This window comes from Caloramator sp. mosi_1, from assembly GCF_028622835.1.
In the GTDB taxonomy this organism is placed as follows: domain Bacteria; phylum Bacillota; class Clostridia; order Clostridiales; family Caloramatoraceae; genus Thermobrachium.
This window is the reverse complement of record NZ_CP117677.1, coordinates 1,993,693-2,013,924: the sequence shown is the minus strand read 5'-3', so window position 1 is coordinate 2,013,924 and position 20,232 is coordinate 1,993,693. Positions and strand designations below refer to the sequence as shown.

Annotated in this window: 17 protein-coding genes and 4 pseudogenes; 6 read left to right on the top strand and 15 right to left on the bottom strand. The window is 30.5% G+C overall.

What is annotated here, in order from left to right:
* The first annotated feature begins 57 nt into the window (after window positions 1–57).
* From glmS to PL321_RS14225, 3 genes and pseudogenes are all read left to right on the top strand, one after another.
* Window positions 58–1,887, top strand: coding sequence for a glutamine--fructose-6-phosphate transaminase (isomerizing) (glmS, locus tag PL321_RS14235; RefSeq protein WP_273962463.1), 1,830 nt, complete (start codon window positions 58–60; stop codon window positions 1,885–1,887).
* A gap of 641 nt (window positions 1,888–2,528) precedes the next feature.
* Window positions 2,529–2,810: a metal-sensing transcriptional repressor gene (locus PL321_RS14230; protein ID WP_273962462.1), complete on the top strand. Its 282-nt coding sequence runs from the start codon at window positions 2,529–2,531 to the stop codon at window positions 2,808–2,810.
* A gap of 53 nt (window positions 2,811–2,863) precedes the next feature.
* Window positions 2,864–3,878: pseudogene (locus PL321_RS14225) on the top strand (EamA family transporter).
* On the opposite strand, the gene PL321_RS14220 reads toward PL321_RS14225, so the two are convergent.
* On the bottom strand, window positions 3,834–4,568 hold the full coding sequence (locus PL321_RS14220) for a transposase (RefSeq protein ID WP_337961182.1): 735 nt from the start codon (window positions 4,566–4,568) through the stop codon (window positions 3,834–3,836). The pseudogene PL321_RS14225 and the gene PL321_RS14220 sit on opposite strands and share 45 nt — an antisense overlap.
* A complete protein-coding gene (locus PL321_RS21610) occupies window positions 4,565–4,726 on the bottom strand; it encodes a transposase family protein (protein ID WP_443110794.1) in 162 nt (53 codons plus the stop codon). The genes PL321_RS14220 and PL321_RS21610 overlap by 4 nt, the downstream gene beginning before the upstream one ends.
* A 361-nt stretch (window positions 4,727–5,087) precedes the next feature.
* On the opposite strand from PL321_RS21610, the pseudogene PL321_RS14215 reads away from it, so the two are divergent.
* Both PL321_RS14215 and PL321_RS14210 read left to right on the top strand, forming a co-directional pair.
* Window positions 5,088–5,771: pseudogene (locus tag PL321_RS14215) on the top strand (DUF554 domain-containing protein).
* A gap of 16 nt (window positions 5,772–5,787) precedes the next feature.
* A pseudogene (locus PL321_RS14210) lies at window positions 5,788–7,493 on the top strand (proline--tRNA ligase).
* 58 nt (window positions 7,494–7,551) lie between these two features.
* Here PL321_RS14210 and PL321_RS14205 read toward each other — a convergent pair.
* The 12 genes and pseudogenes from PL321_RS14205 to PL321_RS14150 all read right to left on the bottom strand — a co-directional run bounded on the left by PL321_RS14205 (window position 7,552) and on the right by PL321_RS14150 (window position 19,025).
* Entirely contained in the window at window positions 7,552–8,325 is a 774-nt protein-coding gene (locus tag PL321_RS14205) for a histidinol phosphate phosphatase (RefSeq protein ID WP_337960841.1), read from the bottom strand.
* A gap of 210 nt (window positions 8,326–8,535) precedes the next feature.
* Window positions 8,536–9,180 carry a deoxynucleoside kinase gene (locus PL321_RS14200; protein ID WP_273962460.1) on the bottom strand — a complete coding sequence of 215 codons (645 nt, stop codon included), beginning with the start codon at window positions 9,178–9,180 and terminating at the stop codon, window positions 8,536–8,538.
* A 102-nt stretch (window positions 9,181–9,282) separates the two neighbouring features.
* The gene (locus PL321_RS14195) at window positions 9,283–9,792 is read right to left on the bottom strand and encodes a GH36-type glycosyl hydrolase domain-containing protein (RefSeq protein WP_273962459.1); all 510 of its coding nucleotides are present in this window, start codon (window positions 9,790–9,792) and stop codon (window positions 9,283–9,285) included.
* A gap of 32 nt (window positions 9,793–9,824) precedes the next feature.
* Window positions 9,825–10,820: a GH36-type glycosyl hydrolase domain-containing protein gene (locus PL321_RS14190; protein WP_273962458.1), complete on the bottom strand. Its 996-nt coding sequence runs from the start codon at window positions 10,818–10,820 to the stop codon at window positions 9,825–9,827.
* Window positions 10,775–11,542: a hypothetical protein gene (locus PL321_RS14185; protein ID WP_273962457.1), complete on the bottom strand. Its 768-nt coding sequence runs from the start codon at window positions 11,540–11,542 to the stop codon at window positions 10,775–10,777. Before PL321_RS14185 ends, PL321_RS14190 begins: the two co-directional genes overlap by 46 nt.
* Window positions 11,494–12,965, bottom strand: a pseudogene (locus PL321_RS14180) (hypothetical protein). Before PL321_RS14180 ends, PL321_RS14185 begins: the two are co-directional and overlap by 49 nt.
* Window positions 12,950–14,254, bottom strand: a complete 1,305-nt coding sequence (locus PL321_RS14175) for a glucoamylase family protein (protein WP_273962456.1) — start codon at window positions 14,252–14,254, stop codon at window positions 12,950–12,952. Before PL321_RS14175 ends, PL321_RS14180 begins: the two are co-directional and overlap by 16 nt.
* Window positions 14,255–14,289: 35 nt before the next feature.
* On the bottom strand, window positions 14,290–15,009 hold the full coding sequence (locus PL321_RS14170; protein WP_273962455.1) for a hypothetical protein: 720 nt from the start codon (window positions 15,007–15,009) through the stop codon (window positions 14,290–14,292).
* Window positions 15,010–15,230: 221 nt separating this feature from the next.
* Window positions 15,231–16,247: a hypothetical protein gene (locus PL321_RS14165; RefSeq protein WP_273962454.1), complete on the bottom strand. Its 1,017-nt coding sequence runs from the start codon at window positions 16,245–16,247 to the stop codon at window positions 15,231–15,233.
* Between the two features lie 116 nt (window positions 16,248–16,363).
* Entirely contained in the window at window positions 16,364–16,795 is a 432-nt protein-coding gene (locus PL321_RS14160; protein WP_273962453.1) for a hypothetical protein, read from the bottom strand.
* The gene (locus PL321_RS14155; protein ID WP_273962452.1) at window positions 16,795–17,757 is read right to left on the bottom strand and encodes a hypothetical protein; all 963 of its coding nucleotides are present in this window, start codon (window positions 17,755–17,757) and stop codon (window positions 16,795–16,797) included. Before PL321_RS14155 ends, PL321_RS14160 begins: the two co-directional genes overlap by 1 nt.
* Window positions 17,758–17,774: 17 nt before the next feature.
* Entirely contained in the window at window positions 17,775–19,025 is a 1,251-nt protein-coding gene (locus PL321_RS14150; protein ID WP_273964585.1) for a hypothetical protein, read from the bottom strand.
* On the opposite strand from PL321_RS14150, the gene PL321_RS14145 reads away from it, so the two are divergent.
* The gene (locus PL321_RS14145) at window positions 18,919–19,194 is read left to right on the top strand and encodes a hypothetical protein (protein ID WP_273962451.1); all 276 of its coding nucleotides are present in this window, start codon (window positions 18,919–18,921) and stop codon (window positions 19,192–19,194) included. The genes PL321_RS14150 and PL321_RS14145 overlap by 107 nt on opposite strands.
* A gap of 69 nt (window positions 19,195–19,263) precedes the next feature.
* Here the strand turns inward: PL321_RS14145 and PL321_RS14140 are convergent, their stop codons facing one another.
* A complete protein-coding gene (locus tag PL321_RS14140) occupies window positions 19,264–20,217 on the bottom strand; it encodes an NDP-sugar synthase (RefSeq protein ID WP_273962450.1) in 954 nt (317 codons plus the stop codon).
* Window positions 20,218–20,232: the final 15 nt, after the last annotated feature.

Here is a 20,232-nt window from a genome sequence, read left to right as displayed (position 1 = left end):
TTTTAGGGACAAAGGGGCCAGGTCAATGTATTATAACTTAATGGAAGGAGACTAAATATGTGTGGAATAGTAGGATATATTGGTAAAAGACAAGCGGCGCCACTCTTAGTTGAGTGTTTATCAAAACTTGAATATAGAGGATATGATTCAGCAGGTGTTGCTATTATAAATGAAAAGGGAATTAATATAGAAAAGTGTAAAGGAAGACTAAAAAATCTTGAAGATAAACTAAATCAAAATCCAATTGAAGGTACAATAGGAATAGGCCATACAAGATGGGCAACTCACGGAGAACCATCAGATGTAAATTCACACCCACATTACAACAAGGATATGACAATAGGTGTAGTTCACAATGGAATTATTGAAAACTATCTTGAGCTTAGAGAATGGCTTCAAACTTTAGGATATGAGTTTAAATCAGAAACTGATACTGAGGTTGTTCCACACCTTATTGACTATTTCTATGAGGGAGATATTGTAAAGGCTGTAATGAAGGCACTTGATAAGATAGAAGGTTCCTATGCTCTTGGAGTTGTATGTAGCTTTGAGCCTGATAAGATGGTAGCAGTAAGAAAGGACAGCCCACTTATAGTAGGACTTGGTGAAGGCGAAAACTTTATTGCTTCAGATATACCAGCGATTTTAGCATATACAAGGGATGTATATCTATTAAATGATAAAGAAATAGTTGTTTTAACAAGAGATAAAGTTGAAATAATGACAAAGGAAGGTCTGCCAATTCAAAAGGAAATATTCCACGTTACTTGGGATGCAGAAGCTGCTGAAAAGGGTGGATATGAACACTTTATGATTAAGGAAATCCACGAACAACCAAAGGCGATAAGAGATACGCTAACAAGAAGAATAGCTCATAATTCTGATGAGATAGTTTTAGATGATATAAAGCTTACTGCAGAAGACCTAAAGAATATAGATAAGATTTATATAGTAGCCTGTGGTACAGCATATCACGCAGGACTTGTTGGAAAATATGTAATAGAAAAGCTTGCAAGAATTCCAGTTGAAGTTGATATTGCATCTGAGTTTAGATATAGAGATCCAATTTTAAATGAAAGAACACTTATGATGGTTATATCACAATCTGGTGAAACTGCAGATACACTTGCAGCACTTAGAGAAGCAAAGAATAGGGGAGCAAGAGTTATAGCTATAACAAATGTTGTTGGAAGTTCAGTTGCAAGAGAAGCAGATGACATTCTTTACACTTGGGCAGGACCAGAAATTGCAGTTGCTTCAACAAAAGCTTATGTGACTCAACTAATTGCAATTTATATAGTTGCACTATACCTTGCAAGACTAAATGGCAGAATGTCAGTTGAAGAATATAGAGTGATAAGAGATGAACTGTTAAATCTTCCTGAAAAGGCTGAAGAGGTTTTAAAGAGAAAGGAAGAAATACAAAAGTTTGCTGCAAAGAACTATAACCACAAGGATATATTCTATCTTGGACGTGGGCTTGATTTTGCAGTAGCACTTGAAGGTGCATTAAAGATAAAGGAAATATCATATATTCACGCAGAGGCTTATGCTGCAGGTGAATTAAAACACGGACCAATTGCTTTAATAGACAAGGGAGTTCCAGTTATAGCACTTGCAACACAAGAAGACTTATACGACAAGATGGTAAGCAATATTAAGGAAGTCGTAACAAGAGGAGCAAAGGTGTTAGGAATTGCCTTTGATGGACACGAAGATATTCTAAAGGTAGTTGACCAAGCAGTTTATGTACCAAAGACGCTTCCTCTACTTGCACCAGTTTTATCAGTAATACCATTACAACTTCTATCATACTATGCAGCAGTTGAAAGAGGTTGTGACGTAGATAAACCAAGAAACTTAGCAAAATCAGTAACAGTTGAATAATAAAAAGTTCCACTTTGGATTAGCCAAGGTGGTATATACCCCAAAAACTCGTGTCACGAATAAAAAGTTGTATTAAAAGTCATGGTGAAAATAGGGCAGAAAGTCTTATTGGAGCCATGATTTTGTTTTAGGATGAGTAGGGTAAAGGGGTAAGGTATAAGGGGAAAAATAAAAAAGTTGTGTCAGAGATAAAAAACTTGTGTTGAAAATAATAAAGTCGTGTCAAATAGATAATAAAGTTAAGTTACATCTGAATAATAAATTCAAAAACCTCGCAGTATATGCGGTATAACTCCTGTTTTACTGCGGAGTTTTTTATTTTTGGGGGAAGGGTTAAGGGATTAGATTTTTCATTAGAGTTTTGATTAGAGCGATATATTGCTTAGAAATTTGAAACTACTGATTTTATTTAAAGGAATTGAGAGAGGTATTGACTACTATATTGAAGATAATATTGATATAACAACTTAAAAGGTGGAATAAAATCTTTAACCTTAGCCCATGAACCTTATTCTCAAAAACATAGATAGTAAATATCATCATAGATGTCATTAAGAGTTTAATAATAATATTGAAATCTGAATGAAATAATGATATAATTTTTATAACCCCCATGTGGGATATTTATGGGAGGATTGTATATGAATGAAGTACATAAGCAAAATCATGAAAATACTAAAGCAGTTATTAATAGATTATCTAGAGCAATAGGGCATTTAGAATCTGTTAAGAAAATGGTAGAGGATGGAAGAGAATGTAGTGAGGTTCTTATTCAAATTGCAGCAGTAAAATCTGCCGTTAATAATATAGGAAAAATTATTTTACAGGAACATATCAATAACTGCGTAGTAAATGCAGTAGAAACTGGAGATAAAAAGGTAATAGAGGATTTAAATAAAGCCATAGAACAGTTTATAAAATAGATTTGGGAGGTATTTAGAATGGAAGATAAACAATATAAAGCAATTTTTTTGCTATACTGGCAGCAGCATTATACGCTATTAGTTCACCTGTATCCAAACTTTTGTTAAAGGAAATACCACCTACATTAATGGCATCTTTTCTATATCTTGGTGCAGGGTTAGGAATGTCTATTGCTGACCTAATTAAACATAAGAAATATAAGGAAAAGACTGAGCCAAGATTTACAAAACAAGAACTTCCATATACTATTGGCATGGTTATGTTAGATATTGCAGCACCTATTTTTTAATTATTGGACTTACAATGACATCTGCTGCTAATGTTTCATTACTTAATAATTTTGAAATTGTTACTACATCTTTAATCGCTTTAAAAGTATTTAAGGAACCCATAAGTAAAAGACTATGGAGTGCTATAATTTTGATTACTGTGTCAAGTATGATTTTGTCTGTAGAAGACATAAGTAGTTTTTCATTTTCATTTGGTTCTATTTTTGTATTGCTGGCAACTATCTGTTGGGGACTTGAAAATAACTGCACAAGAAAATTATCTTTAAAAGACCCAATACAAGTTGTTATAATAAAAGGATTTGGTTCTGGAATAGGTTCTTTACTAATTGCACTGACATTAGGAGAAAAAATAAATAATATATCTTATCTAATAGTAGCCTTAATATTAGGATTTTTGCTTATGGCTTAAGTATATTCTTTTATATTTATGCCCAAAGATACTTAGGAGCAGCAAAGACAAGTGCTTATTACGCAGTATCTCCATTTATTGGCGTAGGGTTATCACTGATAATTTTTAGAGAACTACCAACATCCTCATTTATTATTGCATTATTTATTATGATTGCAGGTATGTATTTTGCGTCCACAGAAGAACACAATCATAAGCATCATCATACTGTAATAACTCATGAGCATAGCCATAGTCATAATGATGGTCATCATAATCATAGCCATAATGAAACTATTATCGGTAGACATACTCACATTCATACTCATGAAGAATGCACCCATTCACATAGACACACTCAAGATATTCATCATAGTCATGCTCATTAAACTAAAGAGGACACGAGCTTCGTTAGAAGAAGGTGAAGCATCAATAATACTCAATAACTTTTCCTTTAAAGTGTGGGCAATTGCTAATTCACTATTATAAGAAAACATAACTTGTAAAGCTAACTTTGAATCTGTATCAAGTAAGCCATATCTTTTTAAAATAAGCTTTTTACTTCTTTTAAAGTATTTTCTTAATTTAATTGATAGTTCTCTTTGGATACGTTTTCTTACCGCTTCTACTGCCCATATGACTTGTCTAATATAGTGAAATTTATCTATAACAATTACAGCATTTTTGAAATAAGTTTTAGCTAAATCAATATAGGGTTGCCACATATCACAAATAAAGTGTGTAACGCTATCGCGATTTTTAATTTTTCTAAAATAATCTATAAGAATATGCTCTTTTCTATCTTTAATAATGTCTAGTATTTTATGATTAACAGGATCGACTATTGCACAATGATATTTAGAACCACCAGAGTTACCTTTAAATTCATCTATAGATATTATTTTAGGTAAATTAGTAGGAGAAGAGTAAGATACATTATCAAAAATACGTTTTATAGTATCGATAGATAGATTAGTTTTTCTAGCAACTGATGTCATACTATATTCATTAGATAATTCATTAATTACAAACATAGCTAATCTATTAGTTATTCTATGATAACGAGGTAAAAATTCTATATGTTCATAAAATTTTTGCCGCAGGCATTACAACGATATATACGTTTTTTAAGAATGATAAAAGTATGTTTAAAGAATAAGGGTATGTCTTTAATACGCTGAATTCTATAATCGTGAACTCTTGTAACTTTGGAATTACAATTAGGGCAAGTACAAATTTTTTCTTAGTTTCTAAGTATATCTCAATGTACGTGTCATTATGAATAATCTTTTTATAATAACATCTTTAAAACCTAATAAATTTTTGATAGAATTATTAGTGTGCACTTGATGGATGCCTCCTTTCAGGTAAGGTTTTTGTTTGGTTATTTTAATTTTACCAGGTGTCTAATCAGGTGCACATATTTTTTGTAAAAAATATGCTGGGTCTACGCCCCAACATTTATTATAGAACCCTTTTTTGTATTGTAGCTATTAGTTTAAAAAGGATAGTAGTTTGTTATGATAAACTATGGTATAATTACCATTAATATAATAGAGCTTTTTATTTGTATGTATATTACTTTTAGGAGGGATAAAATGAAAAGTTTATGGGGTACTATAGTAAATGCAATTGCAATTATTGTTGGTAGCTTGGTAGGAATTTATATAAAAGGGAATTCCTGATAAAATAAAGGAAACAGTTATGAAGGGGCTTGCACTATGTGTATTGTATATCGGTTTTTCAGGTACACTAAAGGGAAATAATTCACTTTTAATAATTTTAAGTATTGTTATAGGTGGGGTTATTGGAGAATTAATTGATATTGATAGGACAATAGCAGCACTTGGAGATAAAATAGAATCCAAGTTTAAGGAAAAAGAAAGTAGGATTTCCCAAGGTTTTGTTGCATCAAGTCTACTTTTTGTGTAGGTTCTATGGCTATTGTTGGTTCATTAGAAAGCGGTTTAACAGGTAATCACCAAATGCTTTACGCTAAATCAATATTGGATGGAGTAAGTTCAATTATATTTTCGTCAACTTTAGGAATTGGAGTTATTTTTTCATCTGTTGCGGTTTTCGTTTATCAAGGTTTAATAACAATTTGTGCAACTTTTTTAAAGGGAATATTATTAGAATCTGTTATTTCAAATATGACTTCAATTGGAAGTTTGCTTATAATAGGTTTGGGTTTAAATATGTTGAATATTACAAAGATAAAAGTAGCAAATCTTTTGCCAGCAGTTTTTATACCAATATTATATCAATTGTTTTTAATATAAATAGAGGAGGATAAAAATGAGAATAAGTAAGCTGTTTATACCAACCTTAAGAGAAGTGCCATCGGAAGCGGAGATAGTAAGCCACCAATTGATGTTAAGAGCAGCTCTTATAAGAAAATTAGCATCAGGTGTATATAATTATTTACCTCTTGGACTTAGAGTAATAAGAAAAATAGAGGAGATAGTAAGGCAGGAAATGAATAAAGAAGGAGCACAGGAGATATTGTGTTCTGCTCTTTTACCTTCGGAATTGTGGAAAGAGTCAGGAAGATGGGATGTATTTGGTCCCGAGATGTTTAAACTAAAAGATAGGAATGATAGAGAATTTTGTTTAGGACCAACGCACGAGGAAATTTTTACAGATTTAATAAGAAGTGAAATTAAATCCTACAAAGATATGCCCTTAAACCTTTATCAAATTCAAACAAAATATAGAGATGAAAGAAGACCAAGATTTGGAGTAATAAGAAGTAGGGAATTTATAATGAAGGATGCATACAGCTTCGATACAACTTTTGAAGGACTTGATGAAGCCTTTAATAAGATGTATAGGGCATATAATAGAATATTTAAAAGGTGTGGACTTGAATTTAAGGCTGTTGAGGCAGATACAGGTGCAATGGGTGGAACAGGTTCAATGGAGTTTATGGTAAAATCAGATATAGGCGAAGCAGAAGTTGTATTTTGTACTTTCTGTGATTATGCAGCAAATATAGAAAAGGCACCGACCTTTGATATAAAGTTAGAAAACAATGAGGAATTAAAAGAGGTTGAAAAGGTTGAAACTCCTCATTCAAGAACAATAGAGGAATTAATAAAGTTTTTCAATACAACCTCTGATAAGTTTGCTAAAACATTAATCTATAGAGCAGATGATAAAGTAGTTGCTGTTATGGTTAGAGGAGATAGGGATGTAAACGAAACAAAGGTTATTAATTATTTAAAATGTACAAATTTAGAAATGGCAGATGAAGAGACAGTAAAAAGGGTTACAGGTGCTAATGTAGGTTTTGCTGGACCAGTTGGAATTAAAGTGGATGAATTATTAATTGACTATGAAGTTAAAAATACTAAAAATATTATTGTAGGAGCAAATGAAACAGATTATCACCTTATTAATGTAAACTATGGCAGAGATTTTGAAGGAACTGTTGGAGATTTTAGAAATATAACTGTTAAGGACAGATGTCCAAAATGTGGAGGAGAAATCACGATAGATAGAGGTATAGAGGTTGGACATATTTTTAAACTTGGAACTAAATATTCAGAGAAAATGAGAGCAACATTTATAGATGAAAAGGAGAAGAGAAGCCTATTATTATGGGGTGTTATGGAATAGGAATAAATAGAACAATGGCTGCTGTAATCGAACAAAACCACGATGAAAAGGGTATAATTTGGCCTATGGAGATAGCACCTTATAAAGTTATAGTTGTTCCTGTTGTTATGAAGGATGAGGAGCAGGTCAAAGTTGCAGAGGAAATATATAATAAGCTTTTAAATATGGGAATAGAGGTATTAATAGATGATAGAGATGAAAGAGCAGGAGTGAAATTCAATGATGCTGACCTTATAGGTATTCCTGTTAGAATAACCGTTGGAAAGAAGATTAAGGATGGAATTGTTGAATTTAAATTAAGAAGTTCATCTGAAGTATATGATATTAAGCTGGAGGAAGTAATAGATAGAGTAATAGAGGCAGTTGAAAAAGATAATAATTAAACGCCTTAGTTTTAGGGGTTTGACCTGAAGTTAAGGCGTTATCTTTATTAAGAAGTTTTTAGTATTTACAAACTATTGGTTGTCTGTTTTTAAAATAAACTATATCCAAATCGGATTCATTAGCTATTTCAATTGCTATATCAAAATTTGCACCTATTGATTCAATATTATGGGCATCAGAACCAATAGTAATGTATTTTCCACCAAGTTCTTTAAACCTTTTTAAAATTTCAAGCATATTAATTGCAACTGTTTTATTTTCGAGTCTTCTTGTATTTATTTCTATGGCCTTTTCACGATGTGCAATAACCTTTAAAATTTCATCTATGATTTCTTTAAAATCATTATAGTATAATTCAGAATCTTTATATCTTGCATAGCGTGTTACATAATTTATATGTCCTAAACTATCAATAAAGTCGCAGTCTTTGATACATTTATACATAAAATTTAAATAATGAAGGTATGACTCAGATTTTGTTCTGTTTTCGTAAAAACTTGGTTGGAATATATCAACTCCATCAACTACGTGAATTGAACCTATTACATAATCGAATGAATATTTTTCAACCAAATCTTTATTTTTAAAAGTACAATCATCTCTAAGTCCAAGTTCAATTCCAATTAAAAAGTCACTTGAACGATATTTTTCATATTCTAAAAAGTATTTATTGCAGTCAAATATAAAGCTTCCCTCTATAGGATAATTAATATCCATATGGTCTGTTACGATAAGTCCCATTCCAAAATCCTTTGCCCTTTGTAATGCTTCTTCTATTTTCATATTGGAATCTGTTGAAAATGTTGAGTGTATATGACAGTCAAAAATCATATTAATTAACCCCTAAAATGTAATACAACAATTCTATTATACCATATTTCTCTAAAAATTAAAAAACTGAGGATTGCACAGATCAGATTGTTGATAACATAAAAGGTGCTCTAATTACTGAATTGCCCCTTGAAGGAATGCCAAGGAAATCCTTCAAGGGGCACAGCATATTATAGCTTTTTAAACATCATAAGTTGAGGAATCCTCAGCTTATCTTAAATTCTCCTTTATTAAGTTTATAATGTACTCCCTATCTTTTAAATTATTTTCAAAATCAAGCTTGTCTACATTTATTTTAAGAATAGGTGAAATAGAATATTGCTCAAAATACTCTTGATAATTTTTATTTAGTCTTTCCCAATAAGCTCTTTCAACAACCTTTTCATATTCTCTTCCTCTTAGATTTATTCTTCTAATAGCTTCATCTACTGATATTTCTAAATAAACCATTAGTTTAGGAGGATGACAATGTTCAAGCATATTTTCGAATAGCTCTATGTAAAGATCAAATTCTTCCTTTGACATCTCTCCACTTTCCATTAACATCTTTGCAAATATTACATCTCCATAAATGCTTCTATCCATAACAGCATTTTCAATAAGACTTGCTTCCTTAATATGCTTAAATCTTTTGTTTAAAAAGAAAATTTGAAGAGGGAAACTGTATCTATGTCTATCATAGTAGAATTTTTCAAGAATTGGATTGTTATATACTGGTTCTTCAAAGGGTATAAATCCTTCAGACTTTAATATATTCATCAAGGTAGTTTTTCCTGCACCTACAACTCCATCTATTACTAACATATTCCAAAATCCTCCTTTGTCTATCTTGCTGAGGGCCTGTTGATAAAACATATTATTCTCCCCTTTAAATTTAGTCAGTCTTATATAGTATAAATTAAACAATATACATATTTCAAGGGGTAGAATTTTACAAAATTAAGGGGCATTTGCCCCTTACATATAAACAATGATTTTGTGTTCTTTATTATCATTAAACAGAGGAATATACTTTTCTTTTAGAGTCTCTCCATCAAGCTCAATTTTTTCAATACCTGTACATTTTCCATTATTATTAATAACTTTTATGTTATATATAGTATCGTTATAGGTGTAGGATATGGTGTATTCTTTCCAGGATTTAGGTATACAAGGATTTATAATAATTCTATCGCTTAGCTTATTAAAGCCCAGTATACCCTCAAGACCTACTTTATACATCCAACCAGAAGAACCAGTATACCAAGTCCATCCACCACGTCCAATATGGGGTTCAACGGCATATACATCTGCTGCCATAACATAGGGTTCTACTTTATATTTTGAACATTCAAGTTGAGTAGTAGTATGGTTTATAGGGTTAATCATATCAAATAGTTTAAATGCTTTATCACCTAAACCAAGCTTTGTATAAGCAAGAATAACCCAAGTGGCAGCGTGAGTATATTGACCTCCGTTTTCACGCACTCCAGGGACATAGCCTTTAATATAGCCTGGGTTTAAATCACTTTTATCAAAGGCTGGTGTAAAAGTTTTATCAAAGCATCATCATAGGATACGAGATATTTTTCAACTGCATCCATTGCTTTAAGTGCTCTTTCTTTGTCTCCAGCATTTGAAATTAAGGACCAAGATTGTGCAAGTGAATCAATTTTGCACTCTTGATTTATGCTTGAGCCTAAAGGAGTTCCATCATCGAAATATGCACGTCTATACCATTCTCCGTCCCAAGCATTTTCTTCGATTGAATTTAATATCTTTTTCATATGCTCTTTGTATTTTGTAGCTCTATCAAAATCATTTAACTTTTCACAAATAGGTATGAACCTATTTAATATATCGATTAAAAACCACCCAAGCCAAACACTTTCTCCTTTTCCTTTGTTTCCAACTGTATTCATTCCGTCATTCCAATCTCCGCATCCCATTAGAGGTATACCGCGTTCACCGTATTTTAAGCCCCTTTCTATTGCCTTAATGCAGTGTTCATAAACGCTTCCCTTTATTTCTGATGTCCTTGGAATGCCGTATCTTTCGTCTGTCTTCTCATCAAGTGGTTCATCCTCAAGATAGTTAACCTCAATGTTTAAAATATCGTAATCACCAGTCTTATATATATATTCTGCTGTAACGTAAGGAAGCCATAGTAAATCATCTGAAAATTTGGTTCTAATACCTTTATCGTGGCTTCCAGGATGCCACCAGTGCTGCACATCACCTTCAATAAATTGATGTGCACAGTGTAGTATGATTTGTGATTTAGCTATTTCAGGTTTAATGTTTATAAAGCTTAAAACATCTTGAAGCTGATCTCTAAAGCCGTATGCACCACCAGATTGATAGAAGGCTGACCTTGCCCAAATTCTACAGCACAATGTTTGATACAGTAGCCAAGTGTTCATTAGTATGTTAAAGGGTTTGCTTGGAGTCGTAATTTTTATAGTATCCATTAGTTTATTCCACATAGATATAGCTTCATTAAGTTTTTTCTGCAATTGCCAACATCTTTATAATTTTCAATGATATTATTTAAATCTTCATAGTTTAAGCAACTACCTAAAAGTAAGGATATCTCTTTTTCTTGATTTTCTTCGATAGTAAGTTTTATTTGAACAATAGAACAAGGATTAAATCCAGCACCTACGGTGTTGCTTAAGGTTTCATAATTTAGTCCTTCTGGAGTATCAAGTCTATTTTCATCCTGGAGAAATTCGTTTAAATTACCAGTATAGCTTACTATTTTTTCTGAAGATGTAATAAACATCAATCTATTTGGAAAATCTGTGTTGTAACTATTTTTAAATATAAATGAGTTAAGCTTACTATCAAATTGGCTTACAATAAATTGATTAGTTAAAAAGTTAGTTACCCCCATAACAGGTTTTATGTAGTAGAATATAGATAGTTTTCGCCTTGTATTGCTTGTATTTTTTAAATTAAGCAAAGAAATCTTTAACATATCATCCTTTGGAACAAAACAGTTTAGTTCACCGATTAATCCATTATGCTGATGCTTATATCTTACATATCCTGTTCCATAGGTGATAACATATTCACTTTGGTGTCTTATGGGTTTTGGGGTCACAGTAAATATATCGCCTGTTTCGTCATCACGTATAAAAATGGTTTCGTATATAGGGTCAATTACAGGGTCATTACTCCAAGGAGTTAACTTATTTTCTCGGCTATTTTCAGAGAAAATATATCCCCTCCACATTCACTTGAAATAAACCCAAATCTATTGTTTGCTACAACATTTATCCAAGGCATAGGAGTGTATATATTGTCGTTTAACTTAATTACATACTCACGTCCATTTGTAGTAAACCCACCGTAACCATTGAATATTTGTAGTGGTTCGTTATAAATAGGTAATTCCTTAAAATCATAAGCCCTATTAATCTTATTAAGTTTTACTAAGTTTATTGAGCTTTCTTCTAAACTTAGTTGCTTTTGTATGTTGCCAATATCTGCATCTAAAGATACTCTTGCAACAGAATACAAAAGGTCTATATCTTCCTTTGGCATCGTATTTATGCTTCTTATAAATATTCCACCAAACCTATCAAGCTTATCTAAATTGTTGTTATATCTGATTAAATCTCTTATTTGAGATTGAAGAGGCTGTAGGTAGCCACCTTCTTCTTTTACTAAAATTACAAGGTCGGTTAGAAGACCTCTGACTCTAAAATATTCGTGGCATTTTACTAATGTTTCAACAATGTCTAAGTAGTCAGATTTACTTACTTTTACAAGCATTACTGGTAAATCTCCAGAAATTCCATATGCCCAGAGAGAAGATTGACCTTTATAATTGTTTTTTATATTTTCTGAATACTTTCTTCTTATATCTGTTACAAAAAGTATGTGATTTAATATTTCAGAGAAAATCTCCTTTTCATTTAATGTTAAAGATAGATATTTATCCTCCATTTGTGCTCTTAGGTATGCAGAACTAAAGCTCCTGTCAATGTTGTAGAATTCTGAGTACTTTTGACATAGCTCTATGCACTGTTCTTTACTATCGGCTATCCCAGTTATATATGCAAGTGTAACAGAAGAATTTGGTTTTAAAACAACTCTTTTTCTAATGCTAAATATAGGATCTAATACAGCACCAGTTGTATTTGAAAGAGGCATATTTAATGCTTTTGGATTTAAAAGAGAGTTTCCTCTTCCAATGAATTTAGAACGGTCGGTTTCAATCTCAATATTTTCTGAGAATTCTTCTGTACACAGTGTATGGAACGCCCAAACTGTTTTTTACCGTGTTCTCTTGGTCTTCTTGAGGCAATAATGCTATTATATTGTTCTAAATATTCAGTTCTAATAAATAAATTGTTAAAGGTTGGGTGTGCTATATCTGCCATTAAGCCAGATAGTGTAATCTCCATATAGCTTGTTAATTCAATTATTTTTTCGCTGTCTGATAAGTTGCTTATAATAATTTTTTCTACTTGGCAATTATCTTCAGCACTTATACATACTTCTGTTGTTGTTTCGATATCCTTGTCAGTTCTTGAAATTTTTACTTTATCATCATTAAATACTACTTCATATCTATCAGGTATTTTTGAAGTAGGTTCAATAGTATTTGACCATACGATGTTTTCATTTACATCTCTTAAATAAATAAACAATCCATATTTTTGTTTGTTAAGCTGTCTCTCCAACGATTTAAATATACGTCTTTATATTTTATGAAGTTACACCCATAGTCACTGATCATTGCTGAAAGGTCTCCGTTTGTTATTAAGTGACAGTTAGGTACTAAGGTTTCTGGTATACCAAGTTTTTTAGAAAAATCTACGTGCATAAATTGAGGTTTTTCAAGTGGCTTTATTTCTTCTTTAATATTCTTAGTTATTATTGTTCTAACAGGTATTTTTTCTTGTAATAAAAACTCACCAGAGATTACTTTAGGATTAGAGTGGAATCTTTCAATTAAAATATTTTTGTTCAAATAATTGTTTATAGATGTAAGTATCATACCTTGGTGGTGTGCCATAAAGCTTTGAACTATACCATAGTTTGAGGCTTTATCTGTTCTATCCGGTGTAAAATCTATTGCTTCATATAATCCGTATTTGCCTAAAAGATTATATTTCATAAGTTCCTTTATATTTTCTATGGCAACACGTGGTTTAAAGGGTAGAACAAGTATAGTAGAGTAGGGTGATATAACCATATCTTTAGATAAACCACGTTTTAAACCAAGGGCTGGTACACCAAAGGCTTTATATTGGAAATTGAGTAATATATCAAAACCATAGAATCCTGATTCTGAAGTTCCCCAAGGAACTTTTCTATCCCTACCATAATTTATTTGAGCTCTTATTACAGTTTTATAAGTTTCATCGATTAAGCTATTTGTGTAATTTTTCATAATTATGGCAGGCATAAAATATTCAAACATAGTTCCAGTCCAAGAAACTAAACTTAGATAACCTTCAATTTCTGTAAGTGACCTTCCAAGTTTAAACCAATGGCTAACTGGAACTTCACGGTTTATTACTGCAAGATAACTTGCTATTCTTGCTTCTGATGCAAGTAGGTCATAGTAGGAATTAGTAAGCCTATTATTATCTATATCAAATCCGATAGAAAACAGACCACGTTTTTTATCGTATAAAGGAGTAAATTTAGTGTTATTAACAAATTCATTTAGTCTATTCTTTAAATTAAATAATGAGTTTGTTAAAGTATCTATATCCTCTATACATACTTTTATCTCATCATCAAGTAGTTTAAGTATTTCATATTCAATATTACTGATTTTGTCTTTTAATGTTGTTATTTCATATGAAATATTTTTATAAAGTTTTGGTAAATCAATAAGTTTTGCTCTTTTAATATCTTCAATAAGATTTAATAATTTTTCATATTCATTTTTGTGATTTAAAAATTCAAGTTTGTTTGTGTTTATCAAGCTTGGGTAGATTTTAGTATATTCAACAAAATCATTTATAGAGGATAATAGATTTTTTCTTTAACGTTTTTATTTAGTTCGTTTAATAGAGTAAAAATATCTAAATCCTCAGATATTTCACTGTTGTAATCGTAGTAATAGAGTATATCCTTTAATCCATTATAAAAATCAAAGGACATAGGGTTTTTATTTAAAAACTCTTCAATTGAAGAGGATGCAACCATAAGGTATGCAACAAGGTTTCCACTGTCTACTGTTGAAACATATTTAGGATGAAGCACCTGCAGTGTTCTTGTATCGTACCAGTTGTATAGGTGTCCATTCCATTTATCAAGCTTTTCTAAAGTAGACATTGTTTTATCTAACATATAGGCAAATTTCTTTAAAGATATATATCCAAGGTCAACAGCACTGCACATAGATAAAATCAAAAATCCTATATTTGTTGGAGAAGTTCTATGTGCTACTTTATTTGTTGGAACTTCTTGAATATTATCTACAGGTAAGTAGTTATTTTCTTCATTAAATATATCTTCATAGAACTTCCAGGTTTTTATAGCAATCTTCCTTATTAATTCAATGTCTTCATCAGGTGCTTTGTATATTGGTTTATCATCAGGTTGACTGATTTTAAAGGCAACAATAGGTGAAATTAACCAAAGTATTGCAAAAGGTAAAGCAATTGTTGTGTTATAAGTATTAAATAATATGCTAAGTATTGTAATTAAACTTAAAACTGCAGCAGAAGGAAACATTGTTTTAGTATAACTTTCTAAAGTGTTTTTAGTATTTCTTTCTACATCTGCAGCAGTAACCCATTCAAGCAGGTTTTTATGTGATATAAATACCCTATAAATTGTTTTTAAAACAGCATCAAGTGATATATATGCGACGTAGGGTAAAAAGATAATTGTTAATATTGATTGACATAAAATGTTTTTAAATCCATATATAATGTTATTATTTAATCTTCTATTTATATTTTTGTAGTATTTAAGTTTAATGTAATCAAAGGAGTTGAATACAACTGGAAGGAATATATCAAATAGTACAAGTAAAATAAAATAAACAGATTCATTACCAAAAGATATAAAGATGTAATAATATATAAAATGTAGTTGATGGGGAGCAAGCTTCTTCTTAGGTTATCAAATATTTTCCATTTTGATACTGAGTTTATAGGGTTTAAAACCTTATTACCATAGGCGTTTCTTATAAATCTATTTAGCCATAGAATTGTTTGCCAATCTCCCCTTATCCATCTATGCATTCTTAATATGTATGAGTTAAATTTTTGTGGGAAACCATCAATAAGCTCAATATCTGTTGCAAGTCCTACTCTAAGGTAGCTTCCTTCGATTAAATCGTGGCTTAATAATGTGTTTTCTGGAATAGATGTATCCAGTGTTTCCATAAAGGCATCTACGTCGTATATTCCTTTTCCAGTAAATATACCTTCTTTAAACAAATCCATATATACATCTGATATTGCACCACTATAAGTATCAATACCACCCTCAGAGGCATATATGCGAGTAAATTTGGATTTAATACTACTTTCTATATCAATTCCTATTCTTGGTTGAATCAAACCATAGCCTTCTATAACAACATTTCTTTCGTGATCAACAAAGGCTCTATTAAGAGGATGATATATAGTTCCAATAAGTTTCTGTGCAGCATTAATTGGAAGTTTTGTATCTGCATCAAGAGTTATTACATATTTTGAATCCATAATACTTTCAATATCACCAGCAACAACATCAAAGGTTGTATCTTTAAAACCTCTTATTAACCTGTTAAATTCACATATTGCTCCTCTTTTTCTTTCATATCCCATATACCTATTTTGAGAGGTATTATATACTCTTTTTCTACAGAGAAATAAAAATTTATTTTCTTTATATTTTTCTTTGAGGCTATTTATAAGTTGAACAGCAGTATCAATTATTTCTTTGTCAGTTTCTTCAACCTCTTTATCACTATCCTTCAAATCTCCGAGTAGGACAAAATATATATTTTTGCTATTATTAGACACATACGTAATTTCAAGATTTTTTATAAGTTCCTTAACCCTTTTAACATTTGGTATAAGGGTTGGAACTATTATTACTGTTTTACAATCCGCTGGTATCCCTTCAGAAAAATCGATTTTTGGTAAAAACTTGTTTCAATGTTATTTAAAACATATCTATTTACAATGTTAATGGAAAGATTTAATGCAATTGGTATTGTTATTAAGAGTGTTATTATTAAAAATAAGTTTTCAAAACCTATAGGTGAGTTGTTGTATGCAAACTTTAAATATAAAATAGATATTAGTAACGATAAAGAAAAAATCGGGAGCACATAGGAGGTTAAGCTAAGTTTTGTTGTTTTCTCTGATTTACCTAATCTATCCAATAATTCTTTTAAACCTTCATCTATTAAGTAGTAACCTATGTGTTTATGTTTAATATTATCATTTCCATTTTCACAGCATTCAAGGGCAGTTTTTGCAATAAAGGTTTCAGCAAGATTATATTTCTTTGAAATCTGCATTATTTTTTACGGTAGTAACTTCTGGTTTCAAAATCCTGTTTAGAATAAAAACCTGAAGGGTCTTGTCTTAATATTCTTTCAACATAGGATAATTCTTCAAATAAATCTTCAAAATTTAGTGCAATAACAAATCTTAGGCTACTTATTGAATTACCAATTGACATTTGTAGTTTTGCTTGTTCTTGATGTTCGTGGTGTATAACATCATCAACTGTTATGTCGTACTCAAATAACTTATCATTTATAATATTCATTATATTTTCATATGTTTTGTTAGATTTCTTTATGTAAACAAAAACTCTTTCTAAAAAGTGATAATCAATACTTTCCATATTTTCAAGATGTTCTTGTACAATTTTGGCTATTTCGTCGCCATCAAGATTATTAAAACTAAGAACCTTATCCCAGGTATTTTGAATAGTGTAAAGTTTGATGCACAATGAAGATATATACTCTAATAGAGAAAGCTTTAAAATTGGTTCAAGGCACCAAAGCTCCTGCATAGTTAGTGGTGCTACTTTTTGATAAGACTCAATAAAAGCCGTTAAGTTTTCTTTGTCTAATCTTCCATCGGTATGACTTATTAATTCATAACAAACTGCAAATATTCTGGGTAATCCTTTAAAAATACTATTTTTTAAATACATAAGTTGCTTGAAAAAATTTTTGTCCAGTTGGTGTGTTAGTATTTTATATTGTTCTTCTATTATGTAATAATTATCTAAAAGCCATTCTGAAGCGGAACAAATAGGAACATTATTATTAGATTTCTCATAAAAGTATTTGTAAACATCGGTTATATTTTTGAAATTATTGTTTAGTCTTGTTAAAAGTATATCATTGTGATTTGCAGTTATTTTATGCTCTTTAGCAATATCAGTTGCGTGTCTATTAAGTTCATCTGAGGACAATGTTCCTCCCTTTGTGGATAGTGGTTGAGTTTTGTCAAGATATAAAGCCACACTATCGCTCCTTTCCATTATGGATTTTTGAGCATTCTATTCAATTTGTTAATTACATTATCAGCAATATCGTCTGCAAATTCTTGATTGTATCCCTCAATGTATATTTTAAGTATTGGCTTGTGGTCATCGGGTAGGATTATTGCATATCCTTTTTCTGTAATAAGTTTTACTCCTTCATAGAGTTCTAAGTTGTTTTGTTTGTTTTGTTCAATTATCTGTCTTATAATTCTTCCCCTATCTGAAAATGCACATTTTAGTTCGTGCTGTTTTGTGTAAAATTTTGGTAAAGTATTAATGGCTTCACTTAAAGTGATATTGTTATTAATTAAAAATGCTGTAATATATGCAGTAGATAAAATAGCATCGAAGTTCAATATGTATTGAACATTTAAATAGAGATTATCAGTTTTACTTAGCATTTGATTCAATATTTCAGCATTATTTGATTTTACTCTTGAAACCTTAACCTTATATTTATTAGCTATGTCTTCAACAGCATAGGATGTTGTATATGGAACGATTAATTCATTTTCTCCGTATTTAATTGAAATTAAATAAGTCAAAAGTTTATATATGTCTTGCTTAACTAATACTCCATTTTCATCAAATAAAATAAAGTTTTCACAGCTATTGTTGATTATTACTCCAAATAAAAAACCACTTTTAACTTGTTCTGAAAAATAGTTTATGTAACCTTCTATATTTGAAAATTTGTTTATGTTGTAATCCATAGATACTTTACAACCGATTGATTCTAATAGGAGTGAAGTGATGAGGGCACCTCTTTCGTCTAAAGAAGAAATAAGTATTTTTGGAGCTTTTACTCTTATTTTTTCTATATCTTTAATATTGTTTAAACAGTTTTGTATATATAACTCATAAAAGTTTTTAATATTTATAATACTACCTATGTTGTATGCACTACATCTTTGAAAATCCTCACGAACAAATATTTGGTCTATTTTCTTTTCAGATTTTCTATCAATATTTGCTCCAAATTCATTTATAAATTGTATGTTTATCAAGTTATCAGTATTTTTAGATGATATATATATTCCTGCACTGCCTTTATAAAATCTAACTGCATATCTTAGTACATTTAATGGCTCGTGGTCTAAATCTAAAACTTTATATCCTGAAGCAATTATTCCAGCAACTATGGATTGTTTAATTGCAACAGATGATCTGGAACCATTTGTACAAATTAATATTGGTAAATGTTTTTTACAAGTTGAAGCAAAGGCAGAACCAATTAAAGATGCAATTTCTGGTGTTATTTCTATATTAAATTCACCTTCAATACCGTTTTCAGTGAATTTAATCCTTTGTGGTTTAGTTCCCCAAATTATATTTCTATTTACAATAGAAGATGATGGAATTAATTTTTCAGGCCAAATTTTTATACCAGGTTTTATGGTTGAATTTTTTCAATAAGTGTATCTTTTCCAATTACTGTTGCTTCATATATGTGTACTGAATCCTGTATTTTAGTAAAATCACATATTATGCTACCTCGACATTCAATAGATTTACCCAACTTAATATTATTCCAAAGTATACTTCTTTTAAAGAAGAAAAGGCATCAATATGGCAGTTATTACCTATTATAGTATAAGAGTCGATTTTACAACCTTCTGAAACATATGTATTGTCGCCTATTATACAGGGAGCTTTTAATACAACTCCTTCAGGTATAAATGTATTTTGACCTATATATACTCCATCTTTTATTTTTGTATATTTATTAGATGAAAAGTTTTCTATAACATCAAAGTTTGTCTGTCTATAGGAGTTTATATCTCCTATATCACACCAATATTCATCTGTTATGTATCCATACATAGGTATATTATCCTTGAGAAGTCTTGGAAAAAGGTCTTTACTAAAATCAAAATTTTCTCCTTTCTTATAGTAATTAAACACTTCAGGTTCAAGTATATAAATACCTGTATTTACTGTATCACTAAAAACTTCTCCCCAGGATGGCTTTTCTAAAAATCTAACTATTCTTCCTTCTTTATCTGTAATAACTATTCCATATTCTATAGGTATATTTTGTTTTTTAAGTATAAGTGTAGCCTTTGAATTTTTTGATTTATGATATTCAACAGCTTTAGTTAAGTCTATGGTTGTATATGCATCACCACTTATTACTATAAATGTTCCATCTAAAAATGTATCTGTATTTAAAACACTACCTCCAGTACCAAGAGGAGTTTCTTCTATAAAATACTGAAGGTTTACTCCAAATTTTGAGCCATCTTGGAAATAGTCAACGATAATGTTTGGCATATAGTACAATGTAGCAGCGATTTCATTTATATTATGTTGTTTAAGAAGGTTTATAATATGTTCCATTACTGGTGTATTTGCTATAGGCACCATAGGCTTAGGTATATGACAAGTTAGTGGTCTAAGTCTTGTTCCTTCACCACCAGCCATTATTACAGCTTTCATTAAAGTCACCTCGCA